At 62.9% G+C, this 21,710-nt stretch carries 18 protein-coding genes; 13 read left to right on the top strand and 5 right to left on the bottom strand.

The features are described 5' to 3' along the window. The first annotated feature begins 202 nt into the window (after window positions 1-202). From QRN52_RS12365 to QRN52_RS12340, 6 genes are all read left to right on the top strand, one after another. Window positions 203-997 (top strand): SDR family oxidoreductase, encoded by a 795-nt coding sequence (locus QRN52_RS12365; protein WP_284753019.1) that lies wholly within the window; start codon window positions 203-205, stop codon window positions 995-997. A gap of 195 nt (window positions 998-1,192) precedes the next feature. Further along, a complete protein-coding gene (locus QRN52_RS12360) occupies window positions 1,193-2,434 on the top strand; it encodes a styrene monooxygenase/indole monooxygenase family protein (protein WP_284753018.1) in 1,242 nt (413 codons plus the stop codon). 51 nt (window positions 2,435-2,485) lie between these two features. After that, a complete protein-coding gene (locus tag QRN52_RS12355) occupies window positions 2,486-4,270 on the top strand; it encodes a flavin reductase (RefSeq protein WP_284753017.1) in 1,785 nt (594 codons plus the stop codon). A 15-nt stretch (window positions 4,271-4,285) separates the two neighbouring features. Continuing rightward, window positions 4,286-5,875, top strand: a complete 1,590-nt coding sequence (locus QRN52_RS12350; protein ID WP_284753016.1) for a phytoene desaturase family protein — start codon at window positions 4,286-4,288, stop codon at window positions 5,873-5,875. Between the two features lie 8 nt (window positions 5,876-5,883). Next, window positions 5,884-6,660: a cyclase family protein gene (locus tag QRN52_RS12345; RefSeq protein ID WP_284753015.1), complete on the top strand. Its 777-nt coding sequence runs from the start codon at window positions 5,884-5,886 to the stop codon at window positions 6,658-6,660. Next, the gene (locus QRN52_RS12340) at window positions 6,657-8,333 is read left to right on the top strand and encodes a thiamine pyrophosphate-binding protein (protein WP_284753014.1); all 1,677 of its coding nucleotides are present in this window, start codon (window positions 6,657-6,659) and stop codon (window positions 8,331-8,333) included. The genes QRN52_RS12345 and QRN52_RS12340 overlap by 4 nt, the downstream gene beginning before the upstream one ends. A 116-nt stretch (window positions 8,334-8,449) precedes the next feature. Here QRN52_RS12340 and QRN52_RS12335 read toward each other — a convergent pair whose 3' ends face one another. Continuing rightward, window positions 8,450-9,313: a PaaX family transcriptional regulator gene (locus tag QRN52_RS12335; RefSeq protein WP_284753013.1), complete on the bottom strand. Its 864-nt coding sequence runs from the start codon at window positions 9,311-9,313 to the stop codon at window positions 8,450-8,452. A 388-nt stretch (window positions 9,314-9,701) separates the two neighbouring features. Between QRN52_RS12335 and QRN52_RS12330 the strand changes: the two genes are divergently transcribed. After that, the gene (locus QRN52_RS12330) at window positions 9,702-10,136 is read left to right on the top strand and encodes an acyl-CoA thioesterase (protein WP_284753012.1); all 435 of its coding nucleotides are present in this window, start codon (window positions 9,702-9,704) and stop codon (window positions 10,134-10,136) included. 141 nt (window positions 10,137-10,277) lie between these two features. Here QRN52_RS12330 and QRN52_RS12325 read toward each other — a convergent pair whose 3' ends face one another. Then, window positions 10,278-10,676: a RidA family protein gene (locus QRN52_RS12325; protein ID WP_284753011.1), complete on the bottom strand. Its 399-nt coding sequence runs from the start codon at window positions 10,674-10,676 to the stop codon at window positions 10,278-10,280. Window positions 10,677-10,835: 159 nt separating this feature from the next. On the opposite strand from QRN52_RS12325, the gene QRN52_RS12320 reads away from it, so the two are divergent. The 5 genes from QRN52_RS12320 to QRN52_RS12300 are packed head-to-tail and all read left to right on the top strand — an operon-like array spanning window position 10,836 to window position 17,251. Then, window positions 10,836-11,732, top strand: coding sequence for a fumarylacetoacetate hydrolase family protein (locus QRN52_RS12320; protein WP_284753010.1), 897 nt, complete (start codon window positions 10,836-10,838; stop codon window positions 11,730-11,732). 5 nt (window positions 11,733-11,737) lie between these two features. Further along, a complete protein-coding gene (locus tag QRN52_RS12315) occupies window positions 11,738-12,226 on the top strand; it encodes a cupin domain-containing protein (protein WP_284753009.1) in 489 nt (162 codons plus the stop codon). 4 nt (window positions 12,227-12,230) lie between these two features. Next, on the top strand, window positions 12,231-13,148 hold the full coding sequence (locus tag QRN52_RS12310) for an acyl-CoA thioesterase (protein WP_284753008.1): 918 nt from the start codon (window positions 12,231-12,233) through the stop codon (window positions 13,146-13,148). A 36-nt stretch (window positions 13,149-13,184) separates the two neighbouring features. After that, window positions 13,185-14,840 carry an AMP-binding protein gene (locus QRN52_RS12305; protein ID WP_284753007.1) on the top strand — a complete coding sequence of 552 codons (1,656 nt, stop codon included), beginning with the start codon at window positions 13,185-13,187 and terminating at the stop codon, window positions 14,838-14,840. A 14-nt stretch (window positions 14,841-14,854) separates the two neighbouring features. Then, entirely contained in the window at window positions 14,855-17,251 is a 2,397-nt protein-coding gene (locus QRN52_RS12300) for a bifunctional salicylyl-CoA 5-hydroxylase/oxidoreductase (protein ID WP_284753006.1), read from the top strand. Window positions 17,252-17,326: 75 nt separating this feature from the next. On the opposite strand, the gene QRN52_RS12295 is transcribed toward QRN52_RS12300, so the two are convergent. After that, entirely contained in the window at window positions 17,327-18,949 is a 1,623-nt protein-coding gene (locus QRN52_RS12295) for an MFS transporter (RefSeq protein ID WP_284753005.1), read from the bottom strand. Window positions 18,950-18,992: 43 nt separating this feature from the next. After that, complete coding sequence (gene lpdA / locus QRN52_RS12290; RefSeq protein ID WP_284753004.1) at window positions 18,993-20,396, bottom strand: dihydrolipoyl dehydrogenase; 1,404 nt, start codon at window positions 20,394-20,396, stop codon at window positions 18,993-18,995. A 465-nt stretch (window positions 20,397-20,861) separates the two neighbouring features. On the opposite strand from lpdA, the gene QRN52_RS12285 reads away from it, so the two are divergent. Further along, window positions 20,862-21,239 carry an isochorismatase family protein gene (locus tag QRN52_RS12285; RefSeq protein ID WP_350225147.1) on the top strand — a complete coding sequence of 126 codons (378 nt, stop codon included), beginning with the start codon at window positions 20,862-20,864 and terminating at the stop codon, window positions 21,237-21,239. A 75-nt stretch (window positions 21,240-21,314) separates the two neighbouring features. On the opposite strand, the gene QRN52_RS12280 is transcribed toward QRN52_RS12285, so the two are convergent. After that, the coding region (locus QRN52_RS12280; protein ID WP_284753003.1) for a GH36 C-terminal domain-containing protein at window positions 21,315-21,710 on the bottom strand (396 nt) is incomplete at its 5' end.

The raw sequence follows: 21,710 nt of genomic DNA, 5'->3' as shown, positions 1-21,710 counted from the left end.
GTATGACGCAGGTCATACAACAGCAACAACGAATCCACCTTAGCGAGGTGAGCGGAAATGAAGAACGTCAAGCTCGTGCACGAGCGGCGCGTGGAGTGGGAACGGACTCACCCACGGCCAATCCCAAGACCGTCCGCGAAGTAAGCGACCGTCCCACCCAAGCAATCAACCATCCCACTGATTACCGATGAAAGGTTTGGCGATGTCCGGACTCTCAGGCAGGACCGCAATCGTTACCGGAGGCGTGACAAAGATCGGCCAGGGCGTAGCTGCCGCACTACGCGACGCGGGCGCCGCCGTCGTCGTCGCAGATATTGACGCCGCAGGAGGCGCCCAGGTGGATGCCCTGGGCGGCGGCATCCACTTTTCGCAGACCGACATCACTGACGATGCGGCGCTGTCCCGCCTCATGGATGAAACTGTCGCACGGCACGGCAGCGTCGACATCCTCGTGAACCTGGCCTGCACTTATAAGGACGACGGTGCGGAATCCGGCCGGAGCGACTGGCTTGAAGCACTGAACGTCAACCTGGTCAGCGCTGTGATGGCTGCCAAGGCCGCGCGGCCCCACCTGAAGGCCTCCCGGCACGGCGCCATCGTGAACTTCACTTCGATCTCCAGTTCCGTTGCCCAGACGGGGAGGTGGCTCTATCCCGCGAGCAAGGCGGCCCTTGTTCAGCTGACCAGGAGCATGGCGGTCGATTTCGCCGAGGACGGGATCAGGGTCAACTCGGTGAGTCCGGGGTGGGTCTGGAGCAACATCATGGATACCCTCAGCAACGGAAACATCGGCAAGACGGATTCTGTTGCCGCGCCGTTTCATGTGCTGAAGAGGGTTGGCCGTCCTGAGGAGATCGGCGACGTCGTCGCCTTCCTCGCAGGTGATCGGGCAAGTTTCGTCACCGGTGCTGACTGGGCGGTCGACGGCGGGTACTCCGCGTTGGGCCCGGAACGTGCCGAGGAGACCATACCCCTGCTCGCGGCTAAAGAGAGGTGAGTGCAAGTGAAGAACGTCAAGGTGGTTCACGAACCGCGCCAGGGATGGGAACAAACTTGCCCAAACCGGCGCCAAGGCTGGCCATCAACTAGTTTCCCGCTCCCAGTTGGGCTAGATTCCCCCACCGTGTTCGCGGCAGCGGGACCCAAATCATTCAGACATGCCGAGAAGATCTAAGGACAAAGGGGCAACAACATGACACAACGTCACATCACCATCGTTGGAGCAGGGCAGTCGGGGCTGCAACTGGGAATCGGGCTGCTGGATGGCGGGTTCGCCGTAACCATGGTTTCCAACCGAACTCCCGAGGAAATCCGGGAGGGCAAGGTCTCCTCAAGCCAGTGCATTTTCCACGACGCGCTGGAACACGAACGCAGCCTTGAACTGGATTTCTGGCCGGACGCCCCGACTGTCGACGGGATCTCGTTCACCGTTCCCCATCCTGAAAATCCGGGAGAGAAGGCCATTGGCTGGGCCTCCCGGCTGGACAACCCTGCCAAGTCGATTGACCAGCGAGTGAAATTCCCGCGCTTCATGGAAGCCTTTGTTCAACGAGGCGGCGAACTGATATTTGAGGATGCGGGAGTAGAGGAACTCGAAAGATACACACGGGAATCGGATCTCGTCATTGTCGCAGCGGGTAAGGGCGAAATTGCGCAGCTCTTCACCCGGGACGCCGGGCGAAGCACCTACGACGCACCGCAGCGAGCACTTGCGCTGACGTACGTGAACGGCATGACGCCCCGGGAGGAATATTCTGCCGTTTCCTTCAACCTCATCCCCGGGGTCGGGGAATACTTCGCCTTCCCCGCGCTGACAACCACGGGACCCTGCGAAATCATGGTCTTCGAAGGCATTCCAGGCGGCCCGATGGACTGCTGGAAAGGCCTCACGCCGCAGGAGCACTTGGAAACCTCCAAGAACATCCTCAAAGCCTTCCTCCCGTGGGAAGCAGACCGTGCTTCCGGCGTCGAACTCACCGATTCGAACGGTTTCCTGCAGGGACGGTTCCCGCCGACGGTCCGCCACCCCATCGCTACGTTGCCCAGCGGCAGGCAGGTGCTGGGCCTGGCCGACGTCGTGGTCCTCAACGATCCAATTACCGGCCAAGGATCCAATAACGCCAGCAAATGCGCAGCTTCCTACCTGAAGAGCATCAAAGAACACGGTGACGGCGTCTTCGACGCTGCCTTCATGCAGGCCACCTTCGAAAGCTACTGGAATTACGCCAAGCACGTAGCCCAATGGACAAATGCCCTCCTCGCGCCGCCCCCGCCGCATGTCCTGGAGCTTCTTGGTGCAGCGAACCAGTCGGCGGAAATCGCCAACCGGTTCGTGAACGGATTCAACAACCCGCCGGACTTCCAGGAGTGGTTCATGTCCCCGGACAAGGCGGCCGCCTACTTGGCGAGCGTCGACGCCGCCAGGGTCTCCTAGCCACGCCCTCTGGCAATTTGCTGAACAACGTCGTGTGAAGGAAGTCTGGAAATGCGAAAGATTGCAATTATCGGTGCGGGCGAATCCGGCGCCCAGCTGGCCCTGGGCCTGCAGCGGGAGGGGTACGCGATTACGCTCTTCTCGGATCGCTCAGCCACCCAAATCCGGACGGGCAAGGTCATGTCCAGCCAGTGCATGTTTGCCACCGCCCTCGCCGCGGAGGCCCAGCTGGGCCCGGCGCTAAGCGGACTCTATGACAGCGGGGCGGTGCCCGCCATCAATGCCATCCGAGTGCGGGTCGACGGGGGAGGCTCGGCGGATCCGATTGACTGGGAGGCCCCCTTGGATGCGCCGGCACGCTCGATCGACCAGCGGATCAAGAGTGCCGCGTGGATCGAGGCATTCGTAGCCGCCGGCGGGGACTTCCGAATCGAGAAGGTCACTCCGCGCATGCTCGAGGAACTCGCACGCGACTACGAACTGGTCATCGTCAGCACCGGCAAGGGCGAGATCGGCCAGATCTTTCCCAGGGACAAGGCCAAGTCACCCTTCGATCGTCCGCAGCGGGTCCTCGCGCTCAACTATGTCAGCGTTGGCAACCCGGGCGGGGAGCAGCCTGGGGCGGAAGAAGAGCCCGGTGCCGGAGAGCTGCCGGGGCAGCGCGATGACAGCATTCGCATGTCCATGGTGCCCGGGGTCGGGGAGTTCTTCACTTTTCCCGGACTGACCGTCTCAGGGCCCTGCCAAATGATGGTCTTCGAGGGAGTCGTGGGTGGTCCTATGGACCGCTGGAGCGACATCCGCACGCCGGTCGAGCAGCTTCAGCGTTCACTGGAAATCCTGGAGGAACACTTCCCGCATGAAGCAAAGAACTTTGCGGATGCAGTCCTCACGGACGAAGGTGCGACTCTCCTGGGACGCATCACCCCTACCGTGCGTTCCGCAGTGGGGGAGTTGGGCAACGGCGGACTGGTTTTCGGCCTCGGAGATGCGGTGCTGCTCAACGACCCGCTCACGGGCCAAGGCTCAAACAACGCAACCTTGGCTTCCCGGTACTACCTGGACTCCATCGTTCGCAGGGGGCAGGAAGCCTTCGACCGGAAATGGATGGAAAGGACCTTCGACGAATTCTGGCGTGGCTGGGGTCAATGGGCGGTCACGTGGACGAATGACATGCTCAAGCCACGCAGGGAACACCAAAAGGCGGCGTTGGGCGAGGCCTCGGAGCATCCTGCCCTGGCTTCAAGCGTCGCGGCCGGATTTGATGATCCCCGAACCTTCCATCCATGGTGGTTTGACCCCGCGGCAGCGGAAGATTTCGTGCAGTCCAAGAAATCGGAAGACTCCGCCGCCTTTGACCTGAGGGACTTCAGGGGCGCGCTTGGACAGTTTGCCACCGGCGTCACCGTGGTCACCACCCTTGCGGCGGACGGACGGAAAGTGGGCATGACCGCCAACTCCTTCACCTCCGTCTCCATGGAACCCCCTCTGGTGCTGTGGTGCCCCAGCAAGCGGGCTCCAAGCCTCACCGACTTTGAGGAATCCACCTATTTCGCGATCAACATCCTTGCGAGCGACCAGCACGTGCTGTCGCGGCAATTCGCCACTCCCTCTATCGACAAGTTCGAGGGAGCCGAGACATCGGAAGGAATTGCGGGAGTTCCACTGTTGGACGGGGCGGTGGCCACTTTCCAGTGCAGGACCGTATCCCGGCACGACGCCGGCGACCATGTGATCTACGTGGGCGAGGTGGAGAAATACGAAAACCCGGGCGGAGCGCCCCTGGTGTTCCACGGCGGGAAGTACCACGCCACCGCCAGCCATCCGGACTTCTGAGAGAGGAGGCACCGCATGACCTCCAGTGAAATAGCGATCATCGGTTCAGGGATCAATTCCCTGGTGGCCGCAGCGGAGCTCGCCCTCGCGGGGAAGCAGGTGTGCCTGATCGAACGGCAGGACAGGCTCGGCGGCTTCATCCACTCCTCGGAACGGACACTGCCGGGCTTTGTCCACGACACCTTTTCCTCTTGGCATCCCTTGTTCGTGTCGGGAGGCGCCTATCAGTCCTTGGGACGGGAACTGCATGCCAGGGGGCTGGAATACTGCAACACGGACGGCGCCGTAACAGCCAGCGTGGCTGGCGACGCCCGGACCGGCGCACACCGGGTTGCCATAGCCCACCGCGACCCGAGTGTCACTGCGGCGGGGCTCCATGCCCCGGAGGACGAAGGCGCCTACCTCACGATGCTGGAAGACCTCGGCCGCAACGCCGGGACCGTTTTCGGTGCATTCGGCGCTGAACTTCGATCCTTCAAGCAGGTCCTGAAAATCGCCTTCGGCGCCTTGAAGCGAGGGAAGATCAAGGACACGGAGGCGTTCGTGCGGGACTCAGTGATGAGCGGCCGGAACTACCTCAGGAGCCGGTTCGACGGGTGGGAGGCAGACCAGCTCTGGTCCCCATGGCTGCTCCATGCCGGTCTTGGCCCAGACCAGGCCACTGGCGGCGTCATGTTGCCCGTCATGGCCATGAGCATGCACACCCATGGCCTTCCCGTGGTCAAAGGTGGTGCCTCGAACTTTGTTGCCGCCTTTGAGTCCCTGCTGCGTGAAAAAGGCGTACGGATTCTGTTGGATACAGATGTGGACGAAGTCCTCGTGGAAGCCGGCAAAGTTGTGGGCCTCAAGACGTCCAACGGCCCCATCGACACGAACACGGTCCTTGCCAACGTCTCTCCGCAAGCCCTGTACTCCCGGCTGCTCAGCCAAGCACCGGACGGCACAGCCAAAGCCGCCGTACGGTACCAGAACGGCCGCGGCGCAATGCAGATCCACCTCGCTCTGGACAAACCCGTGGAATGGCTGGACGCCAGGCTGAACACGGTTCCCCTCGTGCACGTGAGCAACGGCTCCGACAGTACAGGCATAGCGTGCGCCCAGGCCGAAGCGGGTCTGCTGCCGGCGGAACCGACCGTGGTGGTCGGGCAGCAGTGCGTACTCGACCCTTCCCGGGCCCCCCGTGGCAAGGCGACGCTCTGGGTGCAACTGCAGGAAGTGCCCTTCGCGCCCAAAGGGGATGCCGCAGGGGTGCTTGCCGTGGACGACGGTTGGTCCGTAGAGCTGAAGGAACAGTACATGGAACGTGTCCTGTCGCGGATTGAACACTTCGCGCCAGGTACGCGGGACTCTGTCCTGGCATGGGACATCTTGGCACCCACTGACCTGGCCTCGGAGAACCCCAACGCCGTCAAAGGCGACCCCTACGGGGGATCTGCTGAGCTCTTCCAGAATCTGCTGTGGCGTCCCTTCCCTGAGGCCGCAGGACACAGGACCCCGATGAGGGGGTTGTGGCATATAGGCGCTTCAACCCACCCCGGTCCCGGGCTTTCCGGCGGCTCGGGTCACCTCGTAGCCCAAAGACTGAACAAATCATCAAAACCATAGGAGAACAAATGTCTGTCCTCAGCGCGCTCATGGCGGCCCTGTCCGATGGCTCGATCGAAGTCATCGACCTTACGACACCCCTCAGCGGTGATACCCCCGTACTTAGCCTGCCGCAGCCGCTCGCCAACACTGTAGGTCTCACGCTCTCGCCGCTGAGCAATTTCGACGACGCCGGACCCGCTTGGGCGTGGAACGACGTCACCGTCGGTGAGCATGCCGGCACCCACTTGGATGCACCTGTCCACTGGATTACGGGCCGCGAGGGAAAGTCGGTGGACCGGATCGAACCGAGGCGACTGTTGGGCCCCGCCGTCGTCATCGACAAGAGGGCCGAGGTAGCGCAGGACCCTGATTTCCTGCTCGAACCGGAGCACCTTGAACAGTGGCAACAAGAGCACGGTCAACTGCCCGAGAACTGCTGGGTGATCTTCAGGACCGGCTGGTCCGCCCGCGGACGAAATGCGGCGGACTTCGTCAATGCAGACGAAAGCGGTCCGCATACTCCCGGAGTTTCTGTTGCAGGCGCCAAGTGGATTGCCGGCAACGACAGAATCAGCGGGTTCGGCGTGGAAACCGTTGGCATCGATGCCGGCCAGGCGGCAAACATGGACCCCATGTTCCCGGTCCATTCCTTCCTCCTCGGGGCGGACAAATACGGAGTGACATCGCTCCGGCGGCTAGACCGCCTCCCGGTCGTAGGCGCCACCCTGGTGGTCGCGCCGTTGCCGATCGTTGGTGGAACCGGCAGCCCGAGCCGTGTCTACGCCTTGGTGGAGGCTTCATGAACGGGAAGGCTCAAGTGTCCGTGCTGGTAGGGAGGACCCTCGCCCGCTTGGGAGTCGGACACGTCTTCGGCGTTGTTGGCAGCGGCAACTTTGAGGTCACCAATGCCCTCATCAAGGAAGGGATTCCCTATACTGCGGCCAGGCACGAGGGCGGGGCGGCCACCATGGCTGATGCCTACACCAGGATGTCGGGGAAGGTGGGCGTGGTGACAACCCACCAGGGTTGCGGTCTGAGCAACGCCATCACGGGAATCGGTGAAGCAGCGAAGAGCCGCACGCCCCTCATCGTGCTCACTGCCGACACCCAGGCGGCCGCGATCCGGTCGAACTTCAAGATTGACCAGGACGCGCTTGCCCGAAGCGTCGGGGCTGTGGCCGAACGGATCCATTCAGCCGACACCGCAATCGCAGACACGGTGAGGGCCTTCCGGACCGCCGTCAATGAACGTCGCACCGTTGTCCTCAACCTGCCCCTCGACGTGCAAAACGCAACGGCGCCGGATCTGCTTGGCGATATTGGGATTCAGGAACCATCCCGGATCAGGCCCGATGCCGCTGCCGTGGAAAAACTTGTGGGCCTGATTGCCGAGGCCCGCCGTCCGGTCTTCGTCGCGGGACGCGGCGGGAGGGGCGCCAGGGACTCCATACTGGCATTGGCCCGGCATGCGGGGGCGCTCGTGGCAACTTCCGCCGTCGCAAGCGGCCTGTTCAACGGCGATTCACACAACCTGGGCATTTCCGGTGGCTTTTCGTCCCCGGTTACTGCGGAGCTCATCAGCGGAGCGGACCTCATTGTCGGATGGGGCTGCACCTTGAACATGTGGACCATGCGGCACGGAAGGCTGATCTCCGCCGGCACCAAAGTGATCCAGATCGACGTCGAAGACGCAGCCCTGGCCGCCAACCGGCCGATCACCCTCGGCGTGCTGGGCGACTCTGCCCTCGTGGCGGAGGACGCCGTGGCGGCCTTGCGCAGGATCCAGCCGGCCTCCGCGGAAAAGTACCGCACCGAGCAGAACGCGTTGACCATCAAGCAAGGCTCGCGGTGGCGGGACGTTGAAACACCGGACCTGTCCACGGCGACGTCCATCGATCCGCGGGTGATCAGCCGGGAACTCGATTCGATCCTCCCGGCTGACAGGATTGTCGCCGTCGACTCGGGCAACTTCATGGGATACCCGAGTCAATATCTGGCGGTGCCGGACGAGTTTGGCTTCTGCTTCACCCAGGCCTTCCAGGCAATCGGCCTGGGCCTGTACACGGCCATAGGTGCAGCCGTCGCCCGCCCGGATCGCCTGCCTGTCCTCGGCGCAGGGGATGGCGGGTTCCTGATGGGCATCACGGAACTGGAAACGGCCGTGCGCCTCAAGCTGCCCCTCGTCTGCATCATCTACAACGACGCCGCCTACGGCGCCGAGGTCCACCACTTCGCCGAACACCACGAGGACGCAGAGCTGGGCACCGTGTGCTTCCCGGATACCGACGTCGCAGCCATCGCCAGGGGATACGGCGCCGACGGTGTCACGGTCCGCACGGTGGATGACCTCCAGCCGGTGCGTGACTGGGTTGCTTTGTACCGCAACGGGAAGCAGGAACGCCCTCTCGTGATCGATGCAAAGATCGCCTCGGATGGCGGATCCTGGTGGCTGGCGGAGGCGTTCCAAGGCCACTGACCCATCATCGGCCTGGAACCCGCAGGCCGGGCCGTCAACGAAGGGGCGTTGATTCAGCGAAGGGGCCGGGACCGGCACAACGGGCCCGGCTCCTTCTGACGGCCGTGCTGTCCGGACTAATTTGCGCCGACGACGGACAAGGCGTAGCGCTGGGCCTTGGGGCCAAGGAGTTCGTGCAATCTTGTAAAGAGTTCCTGGGCGGCGAGGCCGTGCCAGTTATCGGGCAGGTACTCCTGGGGAAGTCCAGGGTCCATGTAGGGCAGCCGACGCCATTGGGTGACCATGGGGACATAGTCGGCGAAGGCCTGCTTCAGCAGCTCGGGGGACTCGGAATCCCCTTGTTCGTGCTGCAACCACCGCTGGAGGACAGGCTCGTGCTGCTCCATGAAGTCGGTGTAGAGCGCTTCAAGCGAGGGCAGGTCCCACCATTGCCCCACTTTCTCGTGGATGTGTCCCTCGGTCAGGTGAGTCGCCTTGAACAGATCGACATAGTCCATGAGGCCGGCGCGTCGAAGTAGTTGTTCCACCTCGTGTGCCAAATTGCCGGGTGCGATCCACAACCCCGGGGACACCTGGCCGCACCCTATACGGGTCAGAATGGTCCTCAGCTTGTGCCGTAGGTGCCTCTGGGCCTCAGGGACAGAGAACGACGCCAGGAGCCAGGCGTCGTCCTTCTTGGCGCGGCGTGGAGCGAAAATACGTTCGTCGCCTGCCGTGAAGACGTCCTCAAGTTCGGGTGAAAGCTTGTAGGCAGCGGAGCCTCCACGCTTCAAGCTGACGAGCACGCCGCGCTTCTTCAGCCGCGACACGGAAGACCGTACACCTGCCGACTCCACTCCCAGGTCGCCTAGAAGCTGGATGAGGTCGGCAACAGCGAATGTCCCGTCCTGGTTGCGGGCGTAGAGGCCATACACGGTAACGATCAGGTGTTGATGGCGTGGCATCGGGGCAACGTCGGGGACAGCATCGGCGTTGGCCATTCAGTACTACCTCTATTGGTTCGGGTTTCAGTGACAGTCATAGGCTACATCGGCAGGCCCCGGTGTCAGATGAACGTCAGGCCGGCCCAGGCAGTTGCAACAGGTGTGATGCCACCAAACACGGCCCTGAACTCTCCTCAAGCAAGGCCCTCACGGACAGTTCGTGGGCATTTCCCTTGTCTTCTTCAAAGCGTGAACCAGACATCGTCGTCTCCTTGGAAATGCAAGTAGAACGGAACACTCTTGTGTCCGCGATACATGCGGCATGAATCAAGTGTATGACGCTATGGTGACGCTCGTAAATACTTCTCTATATATTGTTATGGTTGAGAAATTAGGACCGTCAGGAGTTTCGATCCTGGGGTTCGGAATGTCGAGAGGAGCCGCTATGGAGCGCATGTCCCGCATAAGTCCCCGCGCCAGTGTCGAGCGCACAGTGGAGTGGGTGGATACCGATGCGTCCGGGCATCAACACAATTCGGCGATCATGCGCTGGGTGGAGTCTGCCGAGGCGGAGCTCTTCCTGCGCAGGCTCCAGCTGCCCGACTATTTTCCCAGCGTGCCTCGCGTCCACCAGGAGATCCACTTCAAAGCCAAGTTGTGGTTCGGGCAGCGCATCACTGCAACAGTGGGTATTTCCAAGCTGGGTAGGGCTTCCATGACATATGCCTTTGAGGTTCGAAGTCATCCGCACGGCGAACTGCCTGGTGGCCTTGCCGCCTTCGGCACAGTGACGGTCGCCCACGTCCCGCCGGGGTCCGACAAAGCGCAACCCTGGCCTGCCGCCGTCGTGGATGCGGTTGCCTCTCAGCACGCGGAGTAGCAGGCCCGCGCAAGCAGGGCGGATTGCGGCGCAAAAGAACCTCCGGCGATCCCAGCGGCTCAATCCGAGCGTGCCTGCGTCACCGGAGGTTCCGGTCCCGAGGGTGGGGAGTCCCCGCCGTCGGAATTCTTAAGTCGGCCTTCAGCGATCCTGGATGACGGCGACTCCCTGGATCTCGATCATGGCTTCCTTCTGCCACAGGCGGGTAACGCCGATTCCTGCCATTGCGGGATACTCCGAGCCTGCCATTTCGCGCCAGATCCGCCCGATTTCCCTCCCGTTGGCAATGTAGTCGTCCACATCGGTCAGGTAGATGGTGACGCTCACCAGATCTTCGGGTTGGCCGCCGGCTTCCGCCAGGGTGGTCAGGACGTTCGAGAACGCCTGCCTGAACTGTTCCACGATGCCGCCGGGGACGATCTGCATGTCGCGATCGAGCGCGGTCTGGCCTCCGAGGTAAACCGCGTTTCCGGCGAGGATGCCGTGGGCGTAACCGGACGGCGCGGGCAGTGTTTCGGGGTTGACGGTCCTCTTGCTCATGGTGCTCCTCCTGAAAATGAGTGGTGGTTCCTATGGATGAAAAAGACCCTTGTTCGGATCGATTCCGTCGTGCTACCTTGAGCATATGTGACGACCGTAAAAAAGTCGACATATCAAAAATCTCACGCAACCTGGCACGGACCGAAGGGAATCGGACGGATGAAACTTGCCACACTCCGCACAAGTTGGGGCGGCACGACGGCGGTCATTGGGCTTGGTGCCGATGCGTTTCTGCCGTTGTCCTACCCGAACGTTGGAGCCCTTCTGGCCGATCCGAACTGGCGCGCTACCGTCGAGGCCGCGGTTGAGGGATCGAAAGCCGGCAGGACGACGATTGATGCCGGTAGTGCAATATTTGCGCCACTGGTGCCCGAGGCGGGGAAGGTCATCTGCTGCGGCTTGAACTATGGTGACCACATCCAGGAGATGGGCCGGGATCTCCCCGAATACCCGACGCTCTTCGCCAAGCACGCGGACACACTGACGGGCGCAACCGACGTGATCGACATCCGGGGAAGCGAAAAGGTCGACTGGGAAGCAGAACTGGCTGTCGTCGTCGGAAGCCCGCTCTTTAAGGCCGGCGAAGAGCAGGCCAAGGAGGCGATCGCTGGCTACACCGTGGCCAACGATGTTTCGATGCGCGACTGGCAGAACCGCACCCTGCAATGGTTCCAAGGGAAGGCCTTCGACGCGACAACCCCGGTCGGCCCGGTGCTGGTCACGCCCGAGGACGTCGCTGGAGACTTTGAGGTCCGCGGTTACGTGAACGGCGAACTCGTCCAGGAAGGGAACACCCGCACACTGGTCTTCGGACCTGCGCGCCTCTTGTCCTATATCTCACAATTCACCATCCTTCGCCCGGGAGACCTCGTCCTCACGGGTACCCCCGGGGGAGTGGGAATGGGAATGACCCCTCCCCGCTTCCTGCAGGACGGAGACGTTCTGACGACCGAAATATCAGGCATCGGACGCCTGGAAAACCCGATCCGTATCCATTCGAACGATGGCGCGGCCACCCCATGCATCCCCGCGCTCACCACAAACACCAAGGAGTGAAGACCATGACCGACCTCACTACAGAGACCCAGTACCGGACCGAGGGAGACAACTCCATCTACGCGGGAGCCGACGGCAAAGTTGTTCCTGTCGTCACCCGGGCCGGGCAGGAAGACACCAACACTGCCCAGTCCGGAGACTGTGTCCGGGTATCCGGCGTCTCGATACAACACACCCCGGCAACGAAGATCTGGTTCGGACAAGTTTCCAACGTCCCCGGATACCGCTCCTTGCCCCACCACCACGGCGAAGCCGAAACCGGCGGATACGTATTGCGGGGCCACGGCCGGATCTACTACGGCGACAACTTTTCCGATTACCAGGACATGAAGGCAGGGGACTGGGTCTTCGTTCCTCCGTTCATGCCCCATGTCGAGGCGAACATGTCCGTGACAGAGGAACTGGTCTGGCTCACGACCCGCACGCCGGAGAACATCGTGGTCAACCTCGAAGATGTTGCAGATGATACCCTCGCCGGTTATCGCCGGGCGTAACACCATGAATGCGACAACGCCGGCCCAGACCCTGACATCAGCGACGTTTCTCCGCGCCGTGGAACTGACTCCGGTTCCGGCCCAAGTGCACGAGGAAGCATACGAGGCCACCACCCAGTACGTTCCCTGGCCCAAGGCTTACGGCGGAGACATGGTGGCACAGTCGGCCGCTGCCATGATGCGCTCGGTTGACTCTGATCGGGCGCTCCATTCCATGCACAGCTACTTCATGCGTCCCGTGGATGTTGGATCAACCGTGCGCTACGAAGTCGAGCACCTGCGCGATGGCCGCGGCTACTCCACACGAAGCGTGCGCGGCTATCAAAACGGGAAGACGGTCTTCGCTGCGATGGGATCCTTCCAGGTTCCTGAAGACGGCACCGACTACCAGACCCCTGTTCCTGCGGAAGCAACTCCTGCGGATCTCGATCCGGAATCGCAGCGCAGTGCTGCCGAGGTCCTCATCGGCGTCGAAGGCCCCGCCGCTGAGTACTGGTCCACCGGTCGCAGCTTCGACATGCGTCACGTCTCGGGCCCCGTCTACGTGGAGGTCGAAGGGGGACGGGAGGCCCATCAGGCCATCTGGGTGAAAGCCTTCGATGGCCTGCCCGAGCTCGGCGACCATCGACTGAACTCCAATCTGCACCGCGCAGCCCTTGCGTACGTCTGCGACTACACCATCCTGGAGCCTCTCCTCCGGGTCCAGGGCCTGCACTGGTCCTCGCCCGGCCTCACCACAGCCAGCCTGGACCACTCCATGTGGTTCCACCGCGACGGAAGAGCCGACGAATGGGTCCTCTACGCGCAGAAGGCCATCTCCGGCCAGAGCAACCGAGGAATGGCCCTTGGCCACTTCTTCGACCGGGACGGCCGCCTGCTGGCCACCGTCGCCCAAGAAGGCATGATCCGGCCCGGATCCTAATCCGACATCAGAAGCAAGAACCCTAGAAGGAGCGGCATGAGCACATCGGCCCATGTGGACACATTTACGCGGGACCACCTGCCGCCGGCCTCAACCTGGCCGGCATTGGAGTTCACCCTCCCCGAGCTCCAATACCCTGAACAGCTGAATGCGGCCGCAGTTCTCATCGATGAGGCTGTAACGCAATTCGGAGGCGACCGACCGGCCCTCCGGACGCCGGACGGCACCGTATGGACCTACGCTGAATTGCAGCGGCGCTCCAACCAAGCCGCCCAGGTATTCACCGAAGATTTCGGCGTACTCCCTGGCAACCGCGTCATGCTGCGCGGACCCAACAACCCTTGGCTCGTCGCCGCCTGGCTGGGTGTTCTCAAGGCCGGCGCCGTCGTCGTCACCACCATGCCGATGCTGCGGGCCTCAGAGGTGGCGACACTTATCCGGCTCACACGGCCGGTCCTCGCAGTCTCGGACCATCGCTTCATGGAAGATCTGGCCTCCGCATCCGAACGCGAACCTGTCAGCCTCTTGGCTTACGGCGGCACGGACGGAGCAGATTTCGTCCAGCGGTGCGCTGCCAAGAGCGGAACCTTCACGAATGTCGAAACCGCGGCAGACGACGTCGCCATTCTGGGTCCGACGTCGGGGACTACGGGAGACCCGAAAGTCACCATGCACTTTCACCGCGATATCCTCGCGATCGCAGACACCTTTGGCCGCCACATCCTCCAGCCAATGCCGGACGACGTGTTTGCCGGGTCTCCGCCAATCGCCTTCACGTTCGGGCTCGGTGGCCTGGTGGTGTTTCCCTTGCGGTTTGGCGCCTCTGCGCTGTTGACGGAGCGGGCGGCTCCGGTGGAACTCGCGGAAAACGCGGCCGACGCCGGTGCCTCCATACTCTTCACGGCACCTACCGCGTATCGCGCCATCCTGAAGGCCGGCCGCGGTGAATTGCTGAGCCGCCTGCGCATCGCAGTGTCCGCCGGCGAACACCTGCCCAAAGAAACGTGGCAGGCCGTCTACGATGCAACCGGCGTCCGGCTCGTCAACGGCATCGGTGCCACGGAAATGCTGCACGTTTTCATCTCAGCACCCGGTGAGGACAGCAGGCCCGGGGCGACCGGCAAAGCCGTCCCCGGATTCCGGGCGGCCATCCTCGATGACAACGGCGCCGAACTGGGTCCTCACCAACCCGGCAGGCTGGCGGTGGTCGGCCCCACCGGGTGCCGCTACCTGGATGATCCGCGGCAGTCCAAGTACGTCTGGAACGGCTGGAACATCACCGGTGACACCTTCGTCCAGGACGAGGACGGCTTCTTCATATACCAGTCACGGTCGGACGACATGATCGTCTCCTCCGGGTATAACATCGGCGCCCCCGAAGTGGAGGCGGCCATCAACCAGCACCCGGACGTTCTGGAAAATGCCGTCGTCGCCCGCCCCGACCCGGACCGCGGAAGCGTTGTGTGCGCGTTCGTCGTCCTGCGTGAAGGCGTGGAGGCCGGTGAGGCCAAACGCAAGGAAATCCAGGACTTCGTCAAACTGACGATTGCCCCGTACAAATACCCGCGCGACATCCGCTTCGTGGATGAGCTGCCACGAAACCCGAGCGGAAAACTGCAGCATTTCCGGCTGCGGCAGTACCTCGAAAACGAGAACGACCAGCTGGCCGACGCGGCCGCAACCCAAGCCTAGAAGGGACCCGATCCATGAAGATCGCAATCGTCGGAGGCGGCCCCGGAGGCCTGTACTTCGCAGCACTGATGAAGCAGCTTGATCCTGCCCACGACATCACGCTCTGGGAACGCAACGCCGCCACGGACACATTCGGCTTCGGCGTCGTGTTTTCTGACGAGACGCTGGGCGGCATCGGAAACGCCGACCCCGTGGTGGCCGAATACATGAGCCGCCGCTTCGCGCGCTGGTCGGACATCGACATCCACTTCCGCGGCGAAACCTTGACCGTTGGAGGCCAGGGATTCGCCGCCATGAGCCGGAAGGAGCTGCTGGAACTCCTGCAGCGCCGCTGCCTCGAACTCGGAGTGGACGTGCGGTTCAGCACACTCGCTCCGCCCATCCAGGAGCTCGAAGCCGGCTACGACCTGGTGCTCGCTTCGGACGGTGTGAATTCGCAGATCCGAGCAACATACGCCGACTCGTTCCGCCCCAACCTCAATCCCCGGGCCAATAAATTCATGTGGCTGGGCACCGACCTGGTCTTCGAAGCCTTCAAGTTCTTCGTCAAAGAAACCGACTACGGCGTTATGCAGATTCACGGCTACCCCTACTCTGACGAAGGATCCACGTTCATCGTCGAAATGTCTCCCGACGTGTGGGAGGCGGCCGGCTTTGACGAAACCGCCGGCGAGGTGCTTCCGCCCGGCGTGTCCGATGAAAAGGCCATCGAGAAGATCCGCCGCATCTTCGCCGACGAGCTGGAAGGCCACGAAGTCCTGGCGAACAACTCCAAGTGGCTGAACTTCACCACAGTGCGCAACAGCAGCTGGCGCCACGGCAACATCGTCCTGCTCGGCGACGCCGCGCACACCGCCCACTTCTCCATCGGGTCCGGAACCAAGCTCGCCATGGAAGACGCGCTGGCCCTGGCAGCCTGCCTTCATGAACACTCTGACCTCGAGTCCGCACTGTCCGCCTACGAGGTGGAGCGGCGGCCCGTCGTCGAATCCACGCAGCGGGCCGCCCAGGCCTCGCTCGAATGGTTCGAAAGGATCGGCCAATACAGGAATCAGGACCCCACCCAGTTCGCATTCAACCTGCTCACCCGATCCCGCCGCATTACCCAGGAAAACCTGCGGCTCCGCGACCCTGAATTCGCCGACGACGTAGACCGGAACTTCGCCGAGCTCCAGGGACTACCGACTGTCGCCCCGGCCATGTTCCAGCCGTACCGCATCGGAGAGCTGGAACTGAAGAACCGGATCGTGGTCTCTCCGATGGATATGTACTCCGCTACCGATGGGATTCCAGGGGAGTTCCACTTGGTCCATCTGGGGTCCAAGGCGCTCGGTGGAGCAGGGCTGGTCATGACGGAAATGGTCTGCGTCTCCGCCGAAGGCCGTATCACGCCCGGCTGCTCCGGCCTCTACACCGACGGCCAGCGGGACAGTTGGAAGTCGATCGTTGACTTTGTCCACGCGCGGTCGACGGCGAAAATCGGTGTCCAGCTCGGACATTCCGGCCGCAAGGGATCCACGCGCCTGATGTGGGAGGGCATCGACGAACCACTGGAGGCAGGGAACTGGGAGCCGGTCGGGCCATCTGCGCTACCCTACGGCCCGGGAAACCAGACCCCCCGCGAGATCGACCGGGCCGGAATGGAAAGTGTCAAGGCGGACTTCGTGGAGTCCGCCCGCCGGGCCGCCGATGCCGGTTTCGATCTCCTGGAAGTGCACGCGGCGCACGGCTACCTGCTCTCGTCATTCCTCTCTCCCATCTCCAACCGCAGGACCGACAAGTACGGAGGCAGCCTCGAGAACAGATTGCGCTTCCCCCTTGAGGTCTTCGACGCTGTTCGGAAGGTCTGGCCTGCCCACAAGCCGATGACCGTCCGCGTTTCGGCGACCGACTGGATCGAAGGAGGCAACACCTCCGATGATTCACTGGCCATAGCCAAGGCCTTTATCGCCCACGGCGCTGCCGGCATAGATGTCTCCACCGGACAGATCGCCAAGGAGGAGAAGCCGGCCTTCGGCCGCAGCTACCAGACGCCTTTCGCGGACCGCATCCGACAGGAAGTCGCCGAGCCCGCGGGAGCGGCCGTCATCGCCGTCGGCGCCATTTCCACGTACGACGACGTCAATTCGGTCCTGCTCGCGGGCCGCGCCGATCTCGTGGCCCTCGGGCGCACACACTTGTACGACCCGCAGTGGACACTGCATGCAGCTGCCGAGCAGGAATACCAAGGCGACGGAGCAGACTGGGTTCCGCAGTTCAGGGCCGGACGCCGGAAGCCGCCGAGCAGCCGCACCGATGCAGTCCGCCCCCGGCTCTCCCTGCTCAGGGAACTGGATACGGATGTGCAGACTACGTCACACCTGCGCTGGACGCCAGCTGCCCTCGCACCGGAAGGCGTCCTGGCCCCCTGACGGCTTGGGAGTAACCTGGGCCGCGGACGACTCAAGGCTCGGGTAGGGCCGGGTGCCGCCAGGAGGCGGACCCGGCTACTTTCCACCCCGGGGTGCGTTGGCCGTTGCCGCTATGAGGTGCCTGACGGTTGGCCTCTCGATGCTCAGGGCTTCTGCCTGCGCCTGAACGGCCTGAACGGCGGCGGTATTCCTTTCCTGGTGTTGGCGCAGGTGACCCTCCCAGGAACGAATCAGAAACTTCTCGACGAAACGGCCGGGGGCGTTGCCATCGGCAAAGAGCCCCCATTGCATTGCGCCGGAGCGTTGTTGTGCCTCGCCGACCTTGCACATCAGCGAGGTGAAGGAATCAATATCTTCCGCAGCGACCTGATAGGTCTTCAGGACCATGACCGGGCCGTCTGAGGGGTCGGGTTCAAAGGCCAGTGCGGGTTCGGGCCAATGCGCCGAGGGGGTGAGGTCGAGCTGGCCAATAGTCGGCGGCAGCGGCCAGGTTGCCACCGACATGGCACAAATACCCAACAGAATGGCGGATACGATCAACGCCCAGACGGTGTCCGTCAGCCCGGCAACGCCTCCCCAAAGTAGCGACCCGACCGCCTGGCCACCCATGAAGACAACCATGTATGCGGCCAGGCCCCGTGCGCGCACCCAGTTGGGGAGCATCAGCTGCATCGACGAATTCAAGGTGGAGAGCACCACCAGCCAGGCGGTCCCCGCAAGAATAAGGACGAGCGCGACCACGATCACGGAGGGGACCAAGGCTAGCCCCACCGTCGCGCCACCAAAAACGATCGCTGAGGCCGCCATCAGCTCGTTGGCGCTGAACCGCATCCTGAGCCGGGAAAGGCCGAATGCGCCAAGCACCGCACCCAGCCCAAGTGCACCTAGAAGACCACCGTAGCCCGCCGACTCCAGGTGCAGGGCGCCGTGAGCAACAACGGGCAGCAGCGCCCACAGGGCACTGGCCGGAACGATGAACAACACCGACCGCAGAAGGATTCGCCGCACCGCGGGGGCGTTGCGGATAAATCTCAGGCCGGAGCCCAACGCAGCAACGGGGCGTTCCATCGGCAGGGCCTGTGCGGCCGGCTTCTTCTCACGCCAGGCAATGAGGACCACAACGACCCCTATGAAAGAGAGCGCGTTGAGCCCGAACACCAGGGTCGGGCCCGATACCGACACCAGCACCCCGGCTATTGCCGGACCCACGGCGCGCCCGACGTTGACGTTCATACCGCCCAGCGCTGCAGCCGCTGGAATCTGCGCCCTTGGCACTAGACTCGGCTGGATCGCCTGCCAGGCCGGGGCAGTCAGGGCCTGACCACATCCCATGAGGAACAAAAGCACCAACACCACCACCGGAGTGGTCACCCCGGCCCAGGTGAGGACCGCCAGAAGGCCGGCCGTCAGGGCCATCGCCGTCTGCACCGAAATGAGCAAATGACGTCGGTCGAGCAGGTCGGCAAGGACGCCGGAAGGCAGGGACAGCAGCATCACCGGCAGCGTGGTCGCGACTTGCACCAGGGAAACCAGGACGGCCGCATTCGGTTCATTGACCAGCATCCACTGAGCGCCTACAGTTTGCATCCAAGTGCCCACATTGGAGCCAAGCTGAGCGAACCAGAGGCCCCGGAAGATCGCCGAGGCCATCGGCGCCCAGGTGGACGGCTCGGTGCCCTGGCGTATCTGGTCAGCCATCGACTCCACCTGCCTCAGTTGCCACGTCCGTCTGCCGTACCTTTCAAAGATTAATCATGTGTCCTGTGAGCCCGTGGAAGGTTTCCTGCAGGGCCTCGCTGAGGGTCGGATGAGTGTGGACGTTCCGTGCCAGTTCAGTGGCAGTGAGATCCCACTTCTGGGCCAACGTGAGCTCGGGCAGCAACTCAGAGACATCCGGCCCTATGAGATGGCCGCCCAGCAGTTCACCGTGCTGCGTTTCGGCGATCAGTTTGACGAAGCCCGTGGGCCCTCCCAAGCCGTGCGCTTTGCCGTTGGCCGTGAACGGGAATGTGGTGACCTTGATGTCTCGGCCTTCGTCGCGGGCCTGCTGTTCGGTAAGGCCGAAGCTGGCCACCTGCGGCTGGCAGAATGTGGCGCGCGGCATCATGCGGTAGTCGCCCAAGGGCATGGTCTCCGCTCCGGCGATGGTTTCGGCAGCTACAACGCCCTGTGCCTCGGCGACATGGGCGAGCTGAAGCTTGGCCGTCACATCGCCGATCGCGTAGATGTGCGGAACATTGGTCCGCATGTAGTCGTCAATGGCGATCGCCCTTCGGTCGGTTGTTAGAGCCACCCCCGTGCTTTCCAGTCCGAAGCCGCTGACGTTCGCGGCAAACCCGATCGAAACCAGCACCTTGTCCGTCCGGAGGCTTCCGGCCGCACCGTCGCGGCCGGTGTAGGTGACAGTGACTGATGATCCCTCATCCAGCACCGTTTCCACCTTCGTCGAGGTGAGGATTGGGACGCCCAGCTTCTTGTACTGCTTGAATATTTCCTTGGAAACGTCCGCGTCTTCGGTCGGGAGCGCTCGGTCCAAGAACTCGATGATCGTTACGTCGACCCCGTAGTTGCGCAGGACGTAGGCGAACTCCATGCCAATGGCCCCGGCGCCGACTATCACGATGGATCGGGGCAGCTCCCGGTCCAGAATCTGCTCCTCATATGTCACGACATTCGCGCTTGCCACGACCCCTGGCAGCATTCGGACCGTTGATCCGGTGGCGATGATGGCGTGGTCGAAGGTGAGGGTCTCGGTTCCCCCGGCGTTCAGGTCCACGTCCATGCTGTGGGCGTCCGTGAAGGATCCGGAGCCGTCGTATTCGGTGATCCCGTTCTTCTTCATCAGGAAATGCACGCCCCTGACACGTCCATCGGCAACCTGTCGGCTTCGGTCGAAGGCGGCGCCATAGTCAAAGGACACGTCCCCTATGATTCCGAACATTTCCGCCTGGGTATTGAATATATGTGCAAGCTCCGCGTTGCGCAGCAGGGCCTTCGATGGGATGCAACCGACATTCAGGCACACACCGCCCCAGTACTTCTTCTCGACCACCGCCACCCGCAGGCCAAGCTGCGCGGCACGAATCGCCGCGACATAGCCGCCGGGGCCAGCCCCGAGAATCACGACGTCGAAGTGTTCACTCATGACAACCAACTCTCCTTGGGTTCGGGCGCGCGTAGCCCACCGATGACAGCAGATTCAGCATAGTTGCGATATGTCCCGCGCAACCGTGAAATTCTCTTCCCCGCCCCGGCAGCATTACATGTGCGCCTCCTGCTGCGGGACGTTGACGATAGTGAACCCGGGGTAGAGGCTTGGAACCAGCGCAGCTCTGGATGACGCATACAACTACACGGCGACATTCCTCCATCAACATCTCCTGCACGAAAGGCGCTCCCCAAATGACTAGCGAGCCTCGCCGCGATCCACTCACCGACGGACTTCTCACCCCGGAAAACTCCGCCCTCCTCGTCATCGACTACCAGCCAACACAAGTGCAGTCGATCAACTCGATCGACAGGGCACAACTCATCCGAAACATCCCTACGACGGTAAAGCTCGCTCGCACATTCGATATTCCGATCGTCTTATCGACGGTAAACGTGGCCACTGGTCGAAACAAGGGCACTATCCCAGCCCTCGCCATCAATCAACGCGTGGGAGGATGTGGCATTTCGAGCGGCAGTCAGCGCGACCGCGCGAAAGAAGCTGATCATAGCCGCGCTTTGGACCGAAGCATGCCTCAGCTTCCCCACCCTCGATGCGCTGCGCGAGGGCTTTGAGGTCTTTCCAGTCGTTGACGCGGTCGGTGGCACTTCGGTCATCGCCCACGAAACAGCGATCACGCGCGTCACACGGGCTGGCGCCCAGCCGGTCAGCATTGCCCAGCTGGCCTGCGAGCTGCAGCGGGACTGGAATCGAACCGACACGGTCCAGGCGTTCGTCGACGAACTCACTGAAGCAGGCATCTTCCTCAAGCTGGGTTAGGAGACCGTTGAAATAGGGCGCATTTGACGTCGTTGGCGGTACCGAAGGTGTGCGGGCGCGGCGGATCGCGAAGGGTCAGGCGTCGACGCGGACCAGTCGCAAGACGAGGGCCCGGTCCGGGTGGAAGGTGGGCAGGTCGAGACCCGCCTCCCGGAGAAGGCTCCCAGAGTAGGACGGGGTCCCGGCGTCGGAGTCGAGACCAGCGGTCTGGTCTAGCCAGTACGGGCTCAGCCACGAGGGGCCGAGCGAGCCTGGGCGGGCGGACTCGACGCGGTACCGTGCCTCTGCCAAAACTCCTGGCAGGCGGACCCGACGTCGCGAATCCGCGGACAGCGGCGGCGTCACGATTGTGTAGATCGCCTCCGAGCCGTCGGTGGCAACGACACCGCGCAAGGCCGGCCCGTCAGGGTCAAAGTGGCTCTTCGTGGTTGGTGGGGAATTGAGTTCGTGTCGTTGAAGACAAGAGGGCCC

Source organism: Arthrobacter sp. efr-133-R2A-120, assembly GCF_030209835.1.
Classification (GTDB): Bacteria; Actinomycetota; Actinomycetes; order Actinomycetales; family Micrococcaceae; genus Arthrobacter.
This window is presented reverse-complemented; position numbering and strand designations above follow the sequence as displayed.

Coding starts and splice junctions, on each gene's coding strand:
- QRN52_RS12330 (WP_284753012.1), top strand. CDS start 9,702: ATGGAGCGCATGTCCCGCATAAGTCCCCGCGCCAGTGTCGAGCGCACA.
- QRN52_RS12360 (WP_284753018.1), top strand. CDS start 1,193: ATGACACAACGTCACATCACCATCGTTGGAGCAGGGCAGTCGGGGCTG.
- QRN52_RS12365 (WP_284753019.1), top strand. CDS start 203: ATGTCCGGACTCTCAGGCAGGACCGCAATCGTTACCGGAGGCGTGACA.
- lpdA (WP_284753004.1), bottom strand. CDS start 20,396: ATGAGTGAACACTTCGACGTCGTGATTCTCGGGGCTGGCCCCGGCGGC.
- QRN52_RS12300 (WP_284753006.1), top strand. CDS start 14,855: ATGAAGATCGCAATCGTCGGAGGCGGCCCCGGAGGCCTGTACTTCGCA.
- QRN52_RS12305 (WP_284753007.1), top strand. CDS start 13,185: ATGAGCACATCGGCCCATGTGGACACATTTACGCGGGACCACCTGCCG.
- QRN52_RS12310 (WP_284753008.1), top strand. CDS start 12,231: ATGAATGCGACAACGCCGGCCCAGACCCTGACATCAGCGACGTTTCTC.
- QRN52_RS12345 (WP_284753015.1), top strand. CDS start 5,884: ATGTCTGTCCTCAGCGCGCTCATGGCGGCCCTGTCCGATGGCTCGATC.
- QRN52_RS12320 (WP_284753010.1), top strand. CDS start 10,836: ATGAAACTTGCCACACTCCGCACAAGTTGGGGCGGCACGACGGCGGTC.
- QRN52_RS12355 (WP_284753017.1), top strand. CDS start 2,486: ATGCGAAAGATTGCAATTATCGGTGCGGGCGAATCCGGCGCCCAGCTG.
- QRN52_RS12295 (WP_284753005.1), bottom strand. CDS start 18,949: ATGGCTGACCAGATACGCCAGGGCACCGAGCCGTCCACCTGGGCGCCG.
- QRN52_RS12325 (WP_284753011.1), bottom strand. CDS start 10,676: ATGAGCAAGAGGACCGTCAACCCCGAAACACTGCCCGCGCCGTCCGGT.
- QRN52_RS12340 (WP_284753014.1), top strand. CDS start 6,657: ATGAACGGGAAGGCTCAAGTGTCCGTGCTGGTAGGGAGGACCCTCGCC.
- QRN52_RS12335 (WP_284753013.1), bottom strand. CDS start 9,313: ATGGCCAACGCCGATGCTGTCCCCGACGTTGCCCCGATGCCACGCCAT.
- QRN52_RS12350 (WP_284753016.1), top strand. CDS start 4,286: ATGACCTCCAGTGAAATAGCGATCATCGGTTCAGGGATCAATTCCCTG.
- QRN52_RS12315 (WP_284753009.1), top strand. CDS start 11,738: ATGACCGACCTCACTACAGAGACCCAGTACCGGACCGAGGGAGACAAC.